The organism is Streptococcus caballi DSM 19004, from assembly GCF_000379985.1.
Classification (GTDB): Bacteria; Bacillota; Bacilli; order Lactobacillales; family Streptococcaceae; genus Streptococcus; species Streptococcus caballi.
This window is the reverse complement of the sequence record NZ_KB904062.1, coordinates 183,959-197,451: the sequence shown is the minus strand read 5'-3', so window position 1 is coordinate 197,451 and position 13,493 is coordinate 183,959. Positions and strand designations below refer to the sequence as shown.

General features: G+C 40.6%; 14 protein-coding genes and 1 pseudogene. 10 read left to right on the top strand and 5 right to left on the bottom strand.

All coding sequences use genetic code 11. The features are described 5' to 3' along the window. The first annotated feature begins 64 nt into the window (after positions 1-64). Entirely contained in the window at positions 65-1,183 is a 1,119-nt protein-coding gene (locus A3GS_RS0100930; protein WP_018363555.1) for a glycerate kinase, read from the top strand. 12 nt (positions 1,184-1,195) lie between these two features. On the opposite strand, the gene A3GS_RS0100925 is transcribed toward A3GS_RS0100930, so the two are convergent. Further along, positions 1,196-1,651 carry a YueI family protein gene (locus A3GS_RS0100925; protein WP_018363554.1) on the bottom strand — a complete coding sequence of 152 codons (456 nt, stop codon included), beginning with the start codon at positions 1,649-1,651 and terminating at the stop codon, positions 1,196-1,198. A gap of 263 nt (positions 1,652-1,914) precedes the next feature. Between A3GS_RS0100925 and eno the strand changes: the two genes are divergently transcribed. Both eno and tnpA read left to right on the top strand, forming a co-directional pair. Next, positions 1,915-3,213: a surface-displayed alpha-enolase gene (eno, locus tag A3GS_RS0100915; RefSeq protein WP_018363552.1), complete on the top strand. Its 1,299-nt coding sequence runs from the start codon at positions 1,915-1,917 to the stop codon at positions 3,211-3,213. A gap of 230 nt (positions 3,214-3,443) precedes the next feature. After that, positions 3,444-3,876: pseudogene (gene tnpA / locus A3GS_RS11245) on the top strand (IS200/IS605 family transposase). A 137-nt stretch (positions 3,877-4,013) separates the two neighbouring features. On the opposite strand, the gene A3GS_RS0100900 reads toward tnpA, so the two are convergent. Both A3GS_RS0100900 and A3GS_RS0100895 read right to left on the bottom strand, forming a co-directional pair. Further along, the gene (locus A3GS_RS0100900) at positions 4,014-4,580 is read right to left on the bottom strand and encodes an NAD(P)H-dependent oxidoreductase (RefSeq protein WP_018363551.1); all 567 of its coding nucleotides are present in this window, start codon (positions 4,578-4,580) and stop codon (positions 4,014-4,016) included. After that, on the bottom strand, positions 4,577-5,173 hold the full coding sequence (locus tag A3GS_RS0100895; protein WP_018363550.1) for a TetR/AcrR family transcriptional regulator: 597 nt from the start codon (positions 5,171-5,173) through the stop codon (positions 4,577-4,579). Before A3GS_RS0100895 ends, A3GS_RS0100900 begins: the two co-directional genes overlap by 4 nt. A gap of 114 nt (positions 5,174-5,287) precedes the next feature. On the opposite strand from A3GS_RS0100895, the gene hemW reads away from it, so the two are divergent. The 4 genes from hemW (at position 5,288) to A3GS_RS0100875 (ending at position 8,648) form a co-directional block, all read left to right on the top strand. After that, a complete protein-coding gene (hemW, locus tag A3GS_RS0100890; RefSeq protein ID WP_018363549.1) occupies positions 5,288-6,418 on the top strand; it encodes a radical SAM family heme chaperone HemW in 1,131 nt (376 codons plus the stop codon). A gap of 3 nt (positions 6,419-6,421) precedes the next feature. Beyond that, the gene (locus A3GS_RS0100885) at positions 6,422-7,150 is read left to right on the top strand and encodes an acyl-ACP thioesterase domain-containing protein (RefSeq protein WP_018363548.1); all 729 of its coding nucleotides are present in this window, start codon (positions 6,422-6,424) and stop codon (positions 7,148-7,150) included. Positions 7,151-7,234: 84 nt separating this feature from the next. After that, the gene (locus A3GS_RS0100880) at positions 7,235-8,005 is read left to right on the top strand and encodes a TIGR01457 family HAD-type hydrolase (RefSeq protein ID WP_018363547.1); all 771 of its coding nucleotides are present in this window, start codon (positions 7,235-7,237) and stop codon (positions 8,003-8,005) included. After that, on the top strand, positions 7,995-8,648 hold the full coding sequence (locus A3GS_RS0100875; protein ID WP_018363546.1) for a TIGR01906 family membrane protein: 654 nt from the start codon (positions 7,995-7,997) through the stop codon (positions 8,646-8,648). Before A3GS_RS0100880 ends, A3GS_RS0100875 begins: the two co-directional genes overlap by 11 nt. Positions 8,649-9,081: 433 nt before the next feature. On the opposite strand, the gene A3GS_RS11240 is transcribed toward A3GS_RS0100875, so the two are convergent. Next, positions 9,082-9,264, bottom strand: a complete 183-nt coding sequence (locus A3GS_RS11240; RefSeq protein WP_018363545.1) for a transposase — start codon at positions 9,262-9,264, stop codon at positions 9,082-9,084. 27 nt (positions 9,265-9,291) lie between these two features. Further along, positions 9,292-9,498, bottom strand: a complete 207-nt coding sequence (locus tag A3GS_RS0100860; RefSeq protein WP_018363544.1) for a hypothetical protein — start codon at positions 9,496-9,498, stop codon at positions 9,292-9,294. A gap of 512 nt (positions 9,499-10,010) precedes the next feature. Here A3GS_RS0100860 and gorA point away from each other — a divergent pair. The 3 genes from gorA to murA all read left to right on the top strand — a co-directional run bounded on the left by gorA (position 10,011) and on the right by murA (position 13,493). Then, positions 10,011-11,363, top strand: coding sequence for a glutathione-disulfide reductase (gene gorA / locus A3GS_RS0100855; RefSeq protein WP_018363543.1), 1,353 nt, complete (start codon positions 10,011-10,013; stop codon positions 11,361-11,363). Between the two features lie 560 nt (positions 11,364-11,923). Continuing rightward, positions 11,924-12,160, top strand: coding sequence for a DUF1146 family protein (locus A3GS_RS0100850; protein WP_026216213.1), 237 nt, complete (start codon positions 11,924-11,926; stop codon positions 12,158-12,160). Between the two features lie 61 nt (positions 12,161-12,221). Next, positions 12,222-13,493, top strand: coding sequence for a UDP-N-acetylglucosamine 1-carboxyvinyltransferase (gene murA, locus A3GS_RS0100845; RefSeq protein ID WP_018363541.1), 1,272 nt, complete (start codon positions 12,222-12,224; stop codon positions 13,491-13,493).

Below are 13,493 nucleotides of genomic sequence, written 5' to 3'. Positions count from 1 at the left end.
CCCTCCTTTTACTAGAAAAAATTATATAATAAAAGTGAGGAAAAGCAAGTAAAGGAGGTTTTTTATGCATATCGTTATTGCACCTGATTCTTTCAAGGAATCTTTGTCGGCTTATGAGGTTGCTCAAGCACTTAAGATTGGATTTCAGGAAGCACTGCCAGAGGCAACTTTTGACCTCATTCCTCTTGGTGATGGCGGCGAAGGCACTATGGATGCTCTCATTGATGGTCTCAATTTAAGCAAACACAAGTTAATAGTGACAGGGGCTTTAGGAGAGGATGTTGAAGTGGACTATGCTAGTGATAGTCAGCTTGCTGTTTTTGAGATGGCAGCTATCTGTGGTCTAGGAAAGGTTCCTAAGGAGGCGCGAAATCCTCTGACACTACGGACTGAAGGTGTTGGACAGATGATTAGTCACTTGATTAAACAGGGTGTCAAGGAAATCATGATTGGTGTAGGTGGTTCAGCGACTAACGATGGCGGTATTGGTATGGCAGCAGGACTTGGCTACCATTTCTTTGATGAAAATGGCAGAATTGTAGAGCCGATTGGAGAAAATTTAGGAAAAATCCGAAAAATGACTAGCCCATCATTAGATTTAAGTCGAGTTAAACTTACCATTATTACGGATGTCAAAAATCCCCTCTGCGGCCAATCAGGGGCTACTTACACCTTTGCAGCTCAAAAAGGATTGACAGAGGACCAGTTTGGTCAGGTGGATCAAGCTATGGCGTCATTTTATCAATTAGTTAATTCAGAAGTTCTTTCGTTAGAAGGTGCAGGCGCAGGAGGAGGTATGGCGGCAGGCCTAGTGACCTTTGCTAACGGACAGATCGTTTCGGGAATTGATGCAGTGCTAGATGTACTTGATTTTGATAGGCATGTGCAAAATGCAGATTTAGTGATTGTAGGCGAAGGTCGCATGGATAAACAAAGTTTGGCTGGGAAGGCTCCCATTGGTGTGGCCAGACGGACACCAGATGGCATTCCAATCATTGCCATTTGTGGAAGTTTGAAGGAGGATTTACCTGCCTTTCCTATTGAAAATATTATAGCAGCTTTTCCTATCATTGCAGGTGTTGATAGTTTGGAAAATACACTGGCACACGCTAGACTAAATCTCATTCGAACGGCACAAAATATAGGGAATCTTTTACGAGAAATAGAAAAAAGCAAATCCTAATGGACTCGCTCCTTAATGAAATAATTTTTTCCAAAAAGATTTTTTTTCAGTTGAAGTTTGTAGTAACTTTCCCTCAAAATACTGTGGGTAGAGCTGTTTTACATTAGTTTCTTCTAGGTTCTCAGCAAGGTCGGTATGTACAATGATACCGAAAGGCGAGTCGGCTTTACTCTCATCTATAATTGTCGCGGTTATATCTAGTTTTTGTGCTACTTTCATGTAAGACATTTGAGCTGTCAAGGACAATTTAGAAGAGATCTTTAGAATGACGGTGTCATACTTGTCTTTTTGTTCGGCTAAAATACTTTCAAAATTTTTTATAAGATTTGCTTGTTGTGCATCTTCAAACAGAATACTGAGAACAACACGCTCTGCAAAAGTCCCAAAATATTTACGTTGCTCGTCAGGATTGAAGCGTTTTTCACCACTAGTAGCCTGCATCACCTTTTTATCGATTATCTTTTCCATAAGTCACCTCAAGATTTATATCTTTGATTATACCTTATTTTGTTTTAAATTGCTGTGTGGGAGATTATGAAACAAATTACAGAATATCTTGAAAATACTTTGGTAGTTTTCATGATTTTAACAGATGATTTTGGCGACAAGATAAGTTTAATATTGGTGGTTGGAAAAGCATTTTCATTAATTTCGTTTTTAATTTGCTTAAAGCCCAAGATTGTGGTATTATTAACATGTAAAAATATTAAACTCATAAGGAGAGTAACATAATGTCAATTATTACTGATGTTTACGCTCGCGAAGTCCTTGACTCACGCGGTAACCCAACACTTGAAGTAGAAGTTTACACTGAATCAGGTGCTTTCGGACGTGGTATGGTTCCTTCAGGAGCTTCTACTGGGGAACACGAAGCAGTTGAACTTCGTGATGGTGACAAATCTCGTTATAACGGTCTTGGAACTCAAAAAGCCGTTGACAACGTTAACAATGTTATCGCTGAAGCAATCATCGGTTACGATGTACGTGATCAACAAGCTATCGACCGCGCTATGATCGCTCTTGACGGTACTCCAAACAAAGGTAAACTTGGTGCCAACGCTATTCTTGGTGTTTCTATTGCTGTAGCTCGTGCAGCCGCTGACTACCTTGAAGTGCCACTTTACAGCTACCTTGGTGGTTTCAACACTAAAGTTCTTCCAACTCCAATGATGAACATCATCAACGGTGGTTCTCACTCAGATGCTCCAATCGCTTTCCAAGAATTCATGATCGTGCCTGCTGGTGCGCCTACATTCAAAGAAGCTCTTCGTTGGGGTGCTGAAATCTTCCACACACTTAAGAAAATCCTTAAAGAGCGTGGCCTTGAAACAGCTGTTGGTGACGAAGGTGGATTCGCTCCTAAATTTGATGGAACTGAAGATGCTGTAGAAACAATCATCAAAGCTATCGAAACAGCTGGTTACAAACCAGGTGAAGAAGTCTTCATCGGATTTGACTGCGCGTCATCAGAATTTTACAAAGATGGCGTTTATGACTACACTGTATTTGAAGGTGAAACAGGTGCTAAACGTACCGCTGCTGAACAAATTGATTACCTTGAAGAATTGGTTAACAAATACCCAATTATCACTATCGAAGATGGTATGGATGAAAATGACTGGGATGGTTGGAAAGCTCTTACTGAACGTCTCGGTAAACGTGTTCAATTAGTTGGTGACGACTTCTTCGTTACAAATACTGACTACCTTGCTCGCGGTATCAAAGAAGGTGCAGCTAACTCAATTCTTATCAAGGTTAACCAAATCGGTACTTTGACTGAAACATTCGAAGCTATTGAAATGGCTAAAGAAGCTGGATATACTGCCGTTGTATCACACCGTTCAGGTGAAACTGAAGACTCAACAATCGCTGACATCGCAGTTGCAACTAATGCTGGACAAATCAAGACTGGTTCATTGTCACGTACAGACCGTATTGCTAAATACAACCAATTGCTTCGTATCGAAGATCAACTTGGTGAAGTTGCTGAATACCGTGGTTTGAAATCATTCTACAACCTTAAAAAATAATCGTTGATTTAACAACGTCTTAAAGACCTTAGCTATTATGCTAGGGTCTTTTATTATGGCTTTCTTATTTTTCTCTACGAGAAAAATAAGAAAGCCACCAGCATAGCTGGTGGCTGACAAGGCTTTGAGCTTCCATTTCTTTTTCCTGTTATAATCTGATTAATTGTTCAAGTTAGATAATGGAGTAAAAAATGGCTAAAACCAGCTACAGTTTATCACATACAAAATAGATGTGCTCTATCCATATAGTTTTCACACCTAAGTACCTCAGAAAATCCATTTACTACAAAATTAGGCAGGACTTAATTAAATATTTCCGTCACCTATGTCAATACAAGGGCGTGGAAATCATTGAGGGACATATGATGCCAGATCATGTTCATATGCTCGTCTTGATACCACCAAAACTTTCGATTTCCGATTTCATGGGGTATTGAAAAGTAAAAGTGCTCTCATGATATTTGATAAATACGCTAATTTAAAATATAAGTATGGAAATCGAAAGTTTTGGGCTAGAGGCTACTATGTGAGTACCGTTGGACTGAACGAAAAGACGGTAGCAAAATATATTCAAGAGCAGGAGAAAAATGACATCGCACTTGATTCTTGAGTGTCAAAGAGTATGAAGATCCATTTTCAGATGGCAGTTTTAGAACAAGATAAAAGCCCGTTGTTACGGGCATTAGTCAAGTAATCATAGCACTAACCTGAACGAAGTTCGGCGAACATCTTTAGACGTCGCTGGAGGAAAACGGCTTATAGCCGGTGTACAAGCCACCCGTTTTCACGGGTCGTTATGACTATAGCTGACTTGCCTGTGTGGCGATTTTTTCCAGCATCTTTTGACGTTTTTTCAAATCAATGCCTCTCAGATGAGCAAGTGAGGTTAGCTTACAAGGCTTGATACCGCACATGCTAAAAATTTGCCTTTTCAATACCTTGCCATAATCTTGGACAAAAGGAGTGAGAAAGCCTGGTGTATTGTGCGTCGTGATGATCCAAGCGGTCTTACCATTAAGGTGTCCAGCCATCCCCATCTTTTTGTAGGAATAGGCAAAGCCAGAAGCGAAGACACGGTCAATGAAGCCCTTTAGAATGGCTGGCATGCCACTCCACCAGACTGGGAAGATAAAGATAAGTTTATCTGCCCAAGTAATAAGGTCGCGGTAGGTTTGAGTATCAGGATCTACGGCCATATCTCGACGACGATGATCTTCATCAAAATAGAGCACAGGATTAAACTTTTCGGCATAGAGATCCAAAAGTTTGACAGTATGCTTGAGGTCTAAGTGATCTTGGACTTGCTTAAGAATAGCACCATTAAAACTCTTGTGATTTGGGTGTGCGTAAATGATTAGAATATTCATCTTTGGCCTCCTTTGATGTAAATGTTTAACATTTGTTCAATAATTTCCTGAATGTCTTGCTGGGTGAAGTTGTCGCCGATGGGACTTTTAATCAAGACACTCAGTCCAGAAATGAAACTCCAAAAATGAATAAGGGTATCAGTTTCGTTGCTAATTAGCTGTTTTTCTTGGCGCAGCCTAGTTACAATATCTTTAAAATGATCAAATCCAGGCAGGCTCGTTGTGGTGATAATGGTTTCTGAGGTGACTTTCATGTAATTGAAAGGATACTTGATAAATAGCGCTTCAAAGTGATAGGGGTTGTCTTGCGCAAAAACAACAAAATTCAGTCCCATTTGAATAAGCTGTTCTCTGGCAGTTGTGAAATTGTCAATATTTTTAGTGACTGCACTGTTATAACTATCTGAAAGGCGGCTGAGGACAACCTTTAAGTAACCTTCTTTACTTTCAAAATGTTTGTAGGGAGTTCCATGAGTTACCCCACAAGCTCTGGCAACAGTCCTGAGCGATAGTTGATCAATGCCATGTTTTTGAATTTCTTCAACTCCAGTTTGAATGAGCTTTTCTTTTAATTCAGGGGTATTTCGCTTCATGTTTACTCCTTTTATTGTTTCAACAAGTATACACTGTCTACTTTTTCTTGTCAAGACAAAAAGTTTTTAACTTAAAATACCTCATTTCTTTTTGAAAAATGTTAAAATAAGAGCATGTTAAAAAAACCAACGTCTGCTTATGTGCACATTCCGTTTTGCACACAAATCTGTTATTATTGTGACTTTTCAAAAGTTTTTATTAAAAATCAGCCTGTGGATGCTTATTTGCAGGCTCTCATTCGTGAGTTTGAGAGTTACGAGATTAGCCAGTTGCGGACGCTTTACATCGGCGGAGGAACACCGACAGCCATCTCGGCTGAACAACTGGACTTTCTGCTCAGCCATTTGACTAAAAATTTGAATTTAAGTAAGTTAGAGGAGCTTACCATTGAAGCTAATCCTGGTGACTTGACGCCTGAGAAAATAGCGGTGCTGGAAAAATCATCGGTTAACCGTGTGTCCTTGGGTGTGCAAACTTTTAACAACCGTCACCTCAAGCAAATTGGGCGCGGCCATAATGAGGCTCAGATTTATGAGAGCGTTGACCGATTGAAGGCGGCAGGTTTTGATAATATTTCCATTGATTTGATTTATGCTTTGCCTGGTCAGACCATGGAGGACGTTCGTGAGAATGTGGCTAAGGCCCTGGCACTTGATATACCTCACTTGAGTTTGTATAGTCTGATTTTAGAACACCACACCGTTTTTATGAACAAAATGCGGCGCGGTAAGCTCAATTTGCCAACGGAAGATTTAGAAGCGGAGATGTTTGACTATATCATTTCTGAAGTGGAAGCTCAGGGTTTTGAGCACTATGAGATTTCAAACTTTACTAAGCCAGGTTTTGAAAGCCGCCACAACCTCATGTATTGGGATAATGCAGAATATTATGGTGTGGGTGCAGGAGCATCGGGCTATCTTGATGGCATTCGCTACCGCAATCGAGGTCCTATTCAGCACTACCTTAAAGGTGTAGCCGAGGGTAATGTCCGCTTGTCTGAGGAAGTTCTAACCAAGGAAGAAATGATGGAAGAGGAACTTTTCCTTGGCCTTCGGAAAAGAACAGGCGTGTCCATCAAGCATTTTGAAGAAAAATTCGGCCTCTCCTTTTCAGACCGCTATGGTGAAGTCGTGGCAGAATTACAAGAACAGGGATTGTTAGTACCAGATAAAAATATTGTTCGAATGACTAAAAAAGGTCTCTTTTTGGGAGACAATGTTGCTGAAAAATTTATATTGGAGTAAAACATGGCATTAACTTATCGAGAAGCTTATCAGGTTCCCTTTTACGAATCTGATGTCAATCAAAATATGAAGTTGCCTCAACTGCTTTCTTTGGCACTACAAATTTCGGGCAAGCATTCCTTAAAATTGGGCGTTAGCGATGATGTTATTTTCAATAAATACAACCTAGTTTGGATTATTACTGAGTATGATATTGAAATTGACCGCCTGCCCAAGTATGCTGAGACTATTGAGATTGAGACAGAAGCGATAGCCTACAATAAGCTGTTTTGTTACCGCGACTTTAGAATTTTTGGTCAAGATGGCCAACAAATCATGACTATTCATTCCACTTTTGTACTGATGGATTTTGATACGCGCAAGGTTCATACTGTTGTGGATGATATTGTCAAAGTCTATGAATGTGAAAAGATCAAAAAAATTATCCGAGGTCCAAGGTACAGCCAGCTGGATAATCCGACAGAAACTCTTTACCATGTCCGCTTTTTTGATCTTGATATGAATGGTCATGTCAACAATAGCAAGTATTTTGAGTGGCTTTATGAAGTGATGGAGTTAGACTTTCTAAGTCAACATGTACCTCATCGCATCCACCTCAAATATATCAAGGAAATTCATTATGGCACTGATATCCATTCTTGTGTGGAGATGGATGGCTTGACTAGTAAGCATGAAATCAGATCAGAAGGTGGCCTCCACGCTCAAGCTATAGTTGACTGGAAGGTAAAATAGTGAGCGGATGCTTGTTCTTCAAAGGACAACCATTGGTAGTCGCAGATAGATTGTTAGTAATAAATTTTAGAAAAGGATGAACCAATGACCTATAAAGGATATTTGATTGATTTGGATGGCACTATTTACAAGGGGAAAGACCGTATTCCAGCAGGGGAGCGTTTCATTGCACGCCTACAAGAAAAGAAAATACCTTATCTTCTAGTGACCAACAACACAACGCGTACGCCTGAGATGGTTCAGGAAATGCTGAAAGGTTTTAATGTTAAGACGCCTCTGCCAACAATTTATACAGCGACTATGGCGACTGTGGATTATATGAAAGATATGAACCGCGGTAAGACAGCCTATGTTATCGGTGATGTGGGGCTTAAACAAGCCATAGCTGAAGCTGGTTTCGTGGAAGACACGGAGCATCCAGCCTACGTGGTAGTCGGTTTGGATTGGGAAGTAACCTATGACAAATTGGCTATCGCGACACTGGCTGTTCAAAAGGGTGCTCTCTTCATCGGTACCAACCCAGACCTCAATATTCCAACTGAGCGTGGTCTTATGCCAGGCGCAGGTTCTATTATCAAGCTGATTGAAGTAGCCACGCGCGTGGAGCCTGTTATTATCGGAAAACCAAAGGCTATTATCATGAATAAGGCCTTGGAAGTTTTGGGTGTTGAGCGTAATGAAGCCATCATGGTGGGTGATAATTACCTAACGGACATCATGGCAGGTATCAAAAATGACATCGCAACCTTGTTGGTGACAACAGGTTTTACTAAGCCAGAGGAGGTGTCAACGCTGCCAGTTCAGCCTGACCATGTCTTGGCTAGTTTAGATGAGTGGGATTTCGATGAAAATTAGATGGTGGACTTTTACAACTTGGCTTTGGCTTTTATCGGTGGCCGTTTTACTGACCATTTATCTGGCCTGGTTCATTTATCCACTAGAAGTTTCCTATCTGGGTTTAGAAAAGGTCGTCTTTTTGACAAAAAAGACTATATTGAGCAATTTTAACATCCTCATGAACTACCTAACTAATCCTTTCGCCCATCGTTTATCCCTGCCTGCTTTTCACTCCTCAAAGAGCGGTCTTAAGCATTTTGCGGATGTTAAGCATCTCTTTCATCTAGCGCAGGCCGTCTTTGTCCTTTTGTCCCTCCCTACTTGGCGTTTTTTGAAAAATAGCAGAGCAGAAAAATCACTTTTCCTCCATCAGAGAGTATTTATAACAGCAGCATTAGCTCCGATTATCATCGGTCTAGCAGCGCTTTTGACAGGTTTTGATACCTTTTTTACCCTTTTTCATCAAGTGCTTTTTCCAGGAGACTCTTCTTGGCTCTTCAATCCAGCGACGGATCCTGTCATCTGGATCCTGCCTGAAGAATTTTTCCTGCACTGTTTCCTAGTCTTCTTTGTCATTTATGAGCTTATCATGCTTATCCTCGTTTTCAAGGGTAAAAGAGAGTTGAAGCAACGCCTACGAGCTAAGGAGGACAGCCAATGAAAAACTCTACCAAATTTTGAATCTTATCCGGATTCTCTCCCTTCTAGTCGGTGGGAGATTTTTCTCACCTGATTTATTGACTGATGATATCTTCTTCGTTCTATTATTAGCTCTGCTGATTATCAACTAAACACTCTGTATCTCTCTATTATAAAAGAAGAAGTTGTAAATAAGTATCCGCTTATCCTCAACCGAAAAATCGTTTTTGGGTGGTGTTTTAATACTTGAAATATATGGGAGAGGCAGCTCCTCTGGAGTTACAGCTTGATTTTGTTGATTCTCTTTATTTTATCTCTTTATCAGCTGAAGTGGATTAGTTTGTCTAGTAAAGAGAGAATCAGAATGATTTTCTAAAGTCTTGCATTCGTACGATTTACAGCCAAATTGGTTCATGATTTGGATGATATAGAATCAATCAAGAACGATTTTCGCGTTAGGAAAACAGCAATTTAGCGATGCAATAGTAGGAGCCAAACATGACTATAGTGATGACTTTGATGCGGCTATGAACCTTGTGGAAATAGCGTATGAAGTGTTTTTTGATGACAGCCTGAGTGCGTCCATCGAGGATAGCGATAATTTTGCTATAATCGAAATCTTGTGCAATAAAACTCATCTTTCCTTCCTTAAAAGCATACTAATCTCACGACATATTCTCGGCTAACCAAGTTAAATCTGTCCTGTACTCAAAGCGCTCTAGCTGGCGGTAAACAGTTGAGACAGAAACGGACAGGTCATCAGCAATCCTGATCATGGCTTCATGGCTCATAAGTTTCTCAGTGATTTTGTGATTAATGATGTTGGAAATCTGATGCTTTTCTATGATCAAAGAGGTCTTAGCGACAGCCATTTTCCTACAAGATTTACACTTAATTAAGACGGATGAGCACTTTGAAACCAATCATCTTGAGGTAGGGAATTTTGTAGGAACTTTGGAAGTTGTTCTAGTCCATTTTTTCTTGACAGGCAGAGCACTGAGGTACATAGTAGTCTAGTTTGGCATGATCTTCTTGATGAATGGAGAGTTGGTCATATTTTTTATCCAAAGTGATATTGGGTCTTTGATGTCAATCAATTTTTGATATAACCTAGCAGTTCCATATGACTCTTTCTAGTGAGTTGTTTGAACGTTTTTCATTATAAGTCATATGGGATTTCTTTATACATTTTAAAAGCTCCATAATATCTAAATGAGATTTACCCACTACAGACATTATAGAGTCAAATTAGTAAGTTAAAACTATGATGCTATTCAGGATTTTTGGCATTTTAACTGATTGGTACAATTTCCATATCAGATAATTGCGGCAGCCCTTCTTTTATGATACAGTAGGATTATTATTGACTACGAGGAGAAGTAAAATGGTAAAAGAATATGATTACATCGTCATCGGTGGCGGTTCTGGTGGAATTGCTTCCGCTAATCGTGCGGCGATGCATGGAGCTAAGGTTGTTTTGTTTGAAGGCAAGGAAGTTGGGGGTACTTGTGTCAACGTAGGTTGTGTTCCTAAAAAGGTGATGTGGTATGGTGCTCAGGTTGCCGAAACTATCAATAATTATGCTGCTGATTATGGCTTTGACCTGACAACAGATGCTTTTAATTTTGATGTGCTTAAGGCTAATCGTCAGGCCTATATTGACCGCATCCACGCTTCTTACGAGCGTGGTTTTGACAGCAATGGGGTTGAGCGTATTTATGATTATGCGACTTTTGTGGATACTCATACAGTCGAAGTGGCAGGTGAGCTTTATACCGCTCCACATATTCTCATTGCGACAGGGGGACATGCTCTTTACCCAGATATTCCTGGAGCCGAGTACGGTATTACCTCAGACGGCTTCTTTGAATTAGATGCTGTGCCAAAGCGTACAGCTGTTGTGGGAGCAGGTTATATCGCTGTTGAAATTTCTGGTGTGCTGCATGCGTTGGGGAGCGATACGCATCTCTTTGTTCGTCAAGACCGTCCTCTGCGCACCTTTGACAAGGAAATCATCAAAACCTTAGTTGATGCTATGGAGGAAGATGGTCCTGAACTACATACTTTTTCTGTTCCTAAAGAAGTTATCAAGAATGAGGATGATAGTTTGACCCTTATCTTGGAAAATGGTGAAGAATACACGGTTGATACGCTTATCTGGGCCATTGGTCGCCGTCCCAATGTGATAGGCTTCGGCTTGGAAAAAACAGGCGTTGAACTCAACGACAAGGGCTTCATCGCTACTGATGAATTTGAAAATACTAACGTTGAAGGCATCTATGCGCTGGGCGATGTCAATGGAAAATTAGAACTTACACCAGTTGCTGTTAAGTCTGGTCGCCAGCTGTCAGAACGTCTTTTTAACAATAAACCAAATGCTAAGATGGACTACAAGGATGTGGCTACTGTTATCTTCAGCCATCCTGCCATCGGTTCTGTTGGTTTATCTGAAGAAGCAGCCATTGCTAAATTCGGCCAGGAAAATATCAAAGTCTATCGCTCAACCTTTACCTCAATGTACACGGCAGTGACTAGGCATCGTCAAGCTTGCAAGATGAAGTTAGTGACCCTTGGTCAGGAAGAAAAGGTGATTGGTCTCCACGGTATCGGATACGGAGTAGACGAGATGATTCAGGGCTTTGCTGTTGCTATCAAGATGGGAGCAACAAAAGAAGATTTTGACAATACAGTCGCTATCCACCCAACTGGCGCCGAAGAATTTGTTACTATGCGTTGATGAATAAAAAAGAACAGTGCTGAACGTCACCTCAAAAGTCAGACGATAAATTGATCTATGGATTTAGTTCTGTATTGCACAGGATTAAGTCCTCTTTATTTTGTTTTAAGGTGCTTGTTACTGCAATAAACAATGTCCCTGTAATGGATTTCTTCAAGTATATGTCATCAAAGACCAGCTGATTTTTTAACATCTTTGCATCGTACGATGAGAGTTACCATATCAGAATTTAATTTTTGCATGTTGCAACGGAGACTGTTAGAGTTAAAGCTAGTTTTCATATGTTACGACGAGGCTTGTCAGAGTCAAAAATGCTATCGCACGGTGGGATTGAGTTTTATGGGTCAGAACAAGCCCGTCAAATAATGGAAGCGAGTTTATAAAACTAGCAAAAGTCCATCTAATGGTAGGAGCAAGTTTTATCTGGTCGGCTGTTATTACTTTCAGCTTAGTATTTGATTTTGACCAGAGTTTTTTATAGGTATTATCTAAAAAGGCACCAGTATTTCCAGTCTCGTTGGTAAATGGCTAAGTGTTCTTAATTTTGGTATAATATTTCCATGGAATTATTATCGAGTATGGTGACCTTGTTGAGTCACATGATTTTTATTACGATGGTGCATCAGCTTTTGTTGAACACTTTTGATTGGGCTAAGTTTCTCAAATCACCCCAAGAAAATGTGGGGCGTTTGCGAGTTTTCCTGATTTTATTGAGTATTGGCTTGGGTTATTTAGTTAGTCACTTTATGTTGGAAATCATCACTGTTTGTCAGACCATTTTTACAACGCTTCATTAAGACAGTAAAGGTCAAACTATGGTATAATCTTATTACGAACATTTAAGAAAGCGAGAAAATTGTGGATAAAATCATAATTGAAGGAGGCAATACACGCCTACAAGGTGAGGTAACGATTGAAGGTGCTAAAAACGCTGTTTTGCCGCTATTGGCAGCGACTATCTTGCCGACTCAAGGAAAAACTATTTTAAGAAATGTACCAATTTTGTCTGACGTCTTTACCATGAATAATGTGGTTCGCGGCTTGGATATCAAGGTTGATTTCAATGAAGATCAAAATGAGGTGGTTGTTGACGCTTCTGGTGATATTCTGGATATTGCTCCTTACGAATACGTTAGCAAGATGCGTGCTTCCATCGTTGTTTTAGGGCCGATTTTAGCTCGAAATGGTCATGCTAAGGTCTCTATGCCTGGCGGTTGTACCATTGGTAGCCGTCCCATTGACCTCCACCTTAAGGGCTTGGAGTCTATGGGAGCTAAGATCACTCAGTTTGGTGGCGATATCACAGCGACAGCTGACAAATTAAAGGGGGCACATATTTACATGGATTTCCCATCTGTGGGAGCCACTCAAAACCTTATGATGGCAGCTACTCTGGCTGAAGGGACGACTGTCATTGAAAATGCTGCGCGTGAACCAGAAATCGTTGACCTAGCTACTTTGCTTAACAAAATGGGCGCTAGGGTCAGGGGAGCAGGGACAGAAACCTTGACCATCACAGGTGTTGACCAGTTGCATGGTACAGAACATGATGTGGTTCAAGATCGTATTGAAGCAGGAACATTTATGGTTGCTGCAGCTATGACATCTGGTGATGTTTTGATTAAAGATGCTGTTTGGGAACACAATCGTCCTTTGATTTTGAAACTTAAAGAAATGGGCGTTGAAGTAACCGAGGAAGAAAGGGGAATTCGTGTTAAATCAGATACAGCCAAATTAAAACCTGTTACAGTGAAAACCCTCCCTCATCCAGGTTTCCCAACCGATATGCAGGCTCAGTTCACAGCCTTGATGGCCGTTGTCAATGGTGAGTCGACGATGATTGAAACAGTTTTTGAAAATCGTTTCCAACATTTGGAAGAAATGCGCCGCATGGGCTTACACTCAGAAATTCTGCGTGACACGGCCATGATTCATGGTGGTAATGACTTGCAGGGAGCACCTGTTATGTCAACAGACCTGCGTGCCAGTGCAGCCTTGATTTTAACAGGGATGGTGGCCAATGGAACAACTGTTGTCGGTAAATTGACCCATTTGGATCGTGGTTACTATAAATTCCATGAAAAATTAGCTAATTTAGGAGCTTCTATCAAGCGAGTAAGCGAGGCCTAA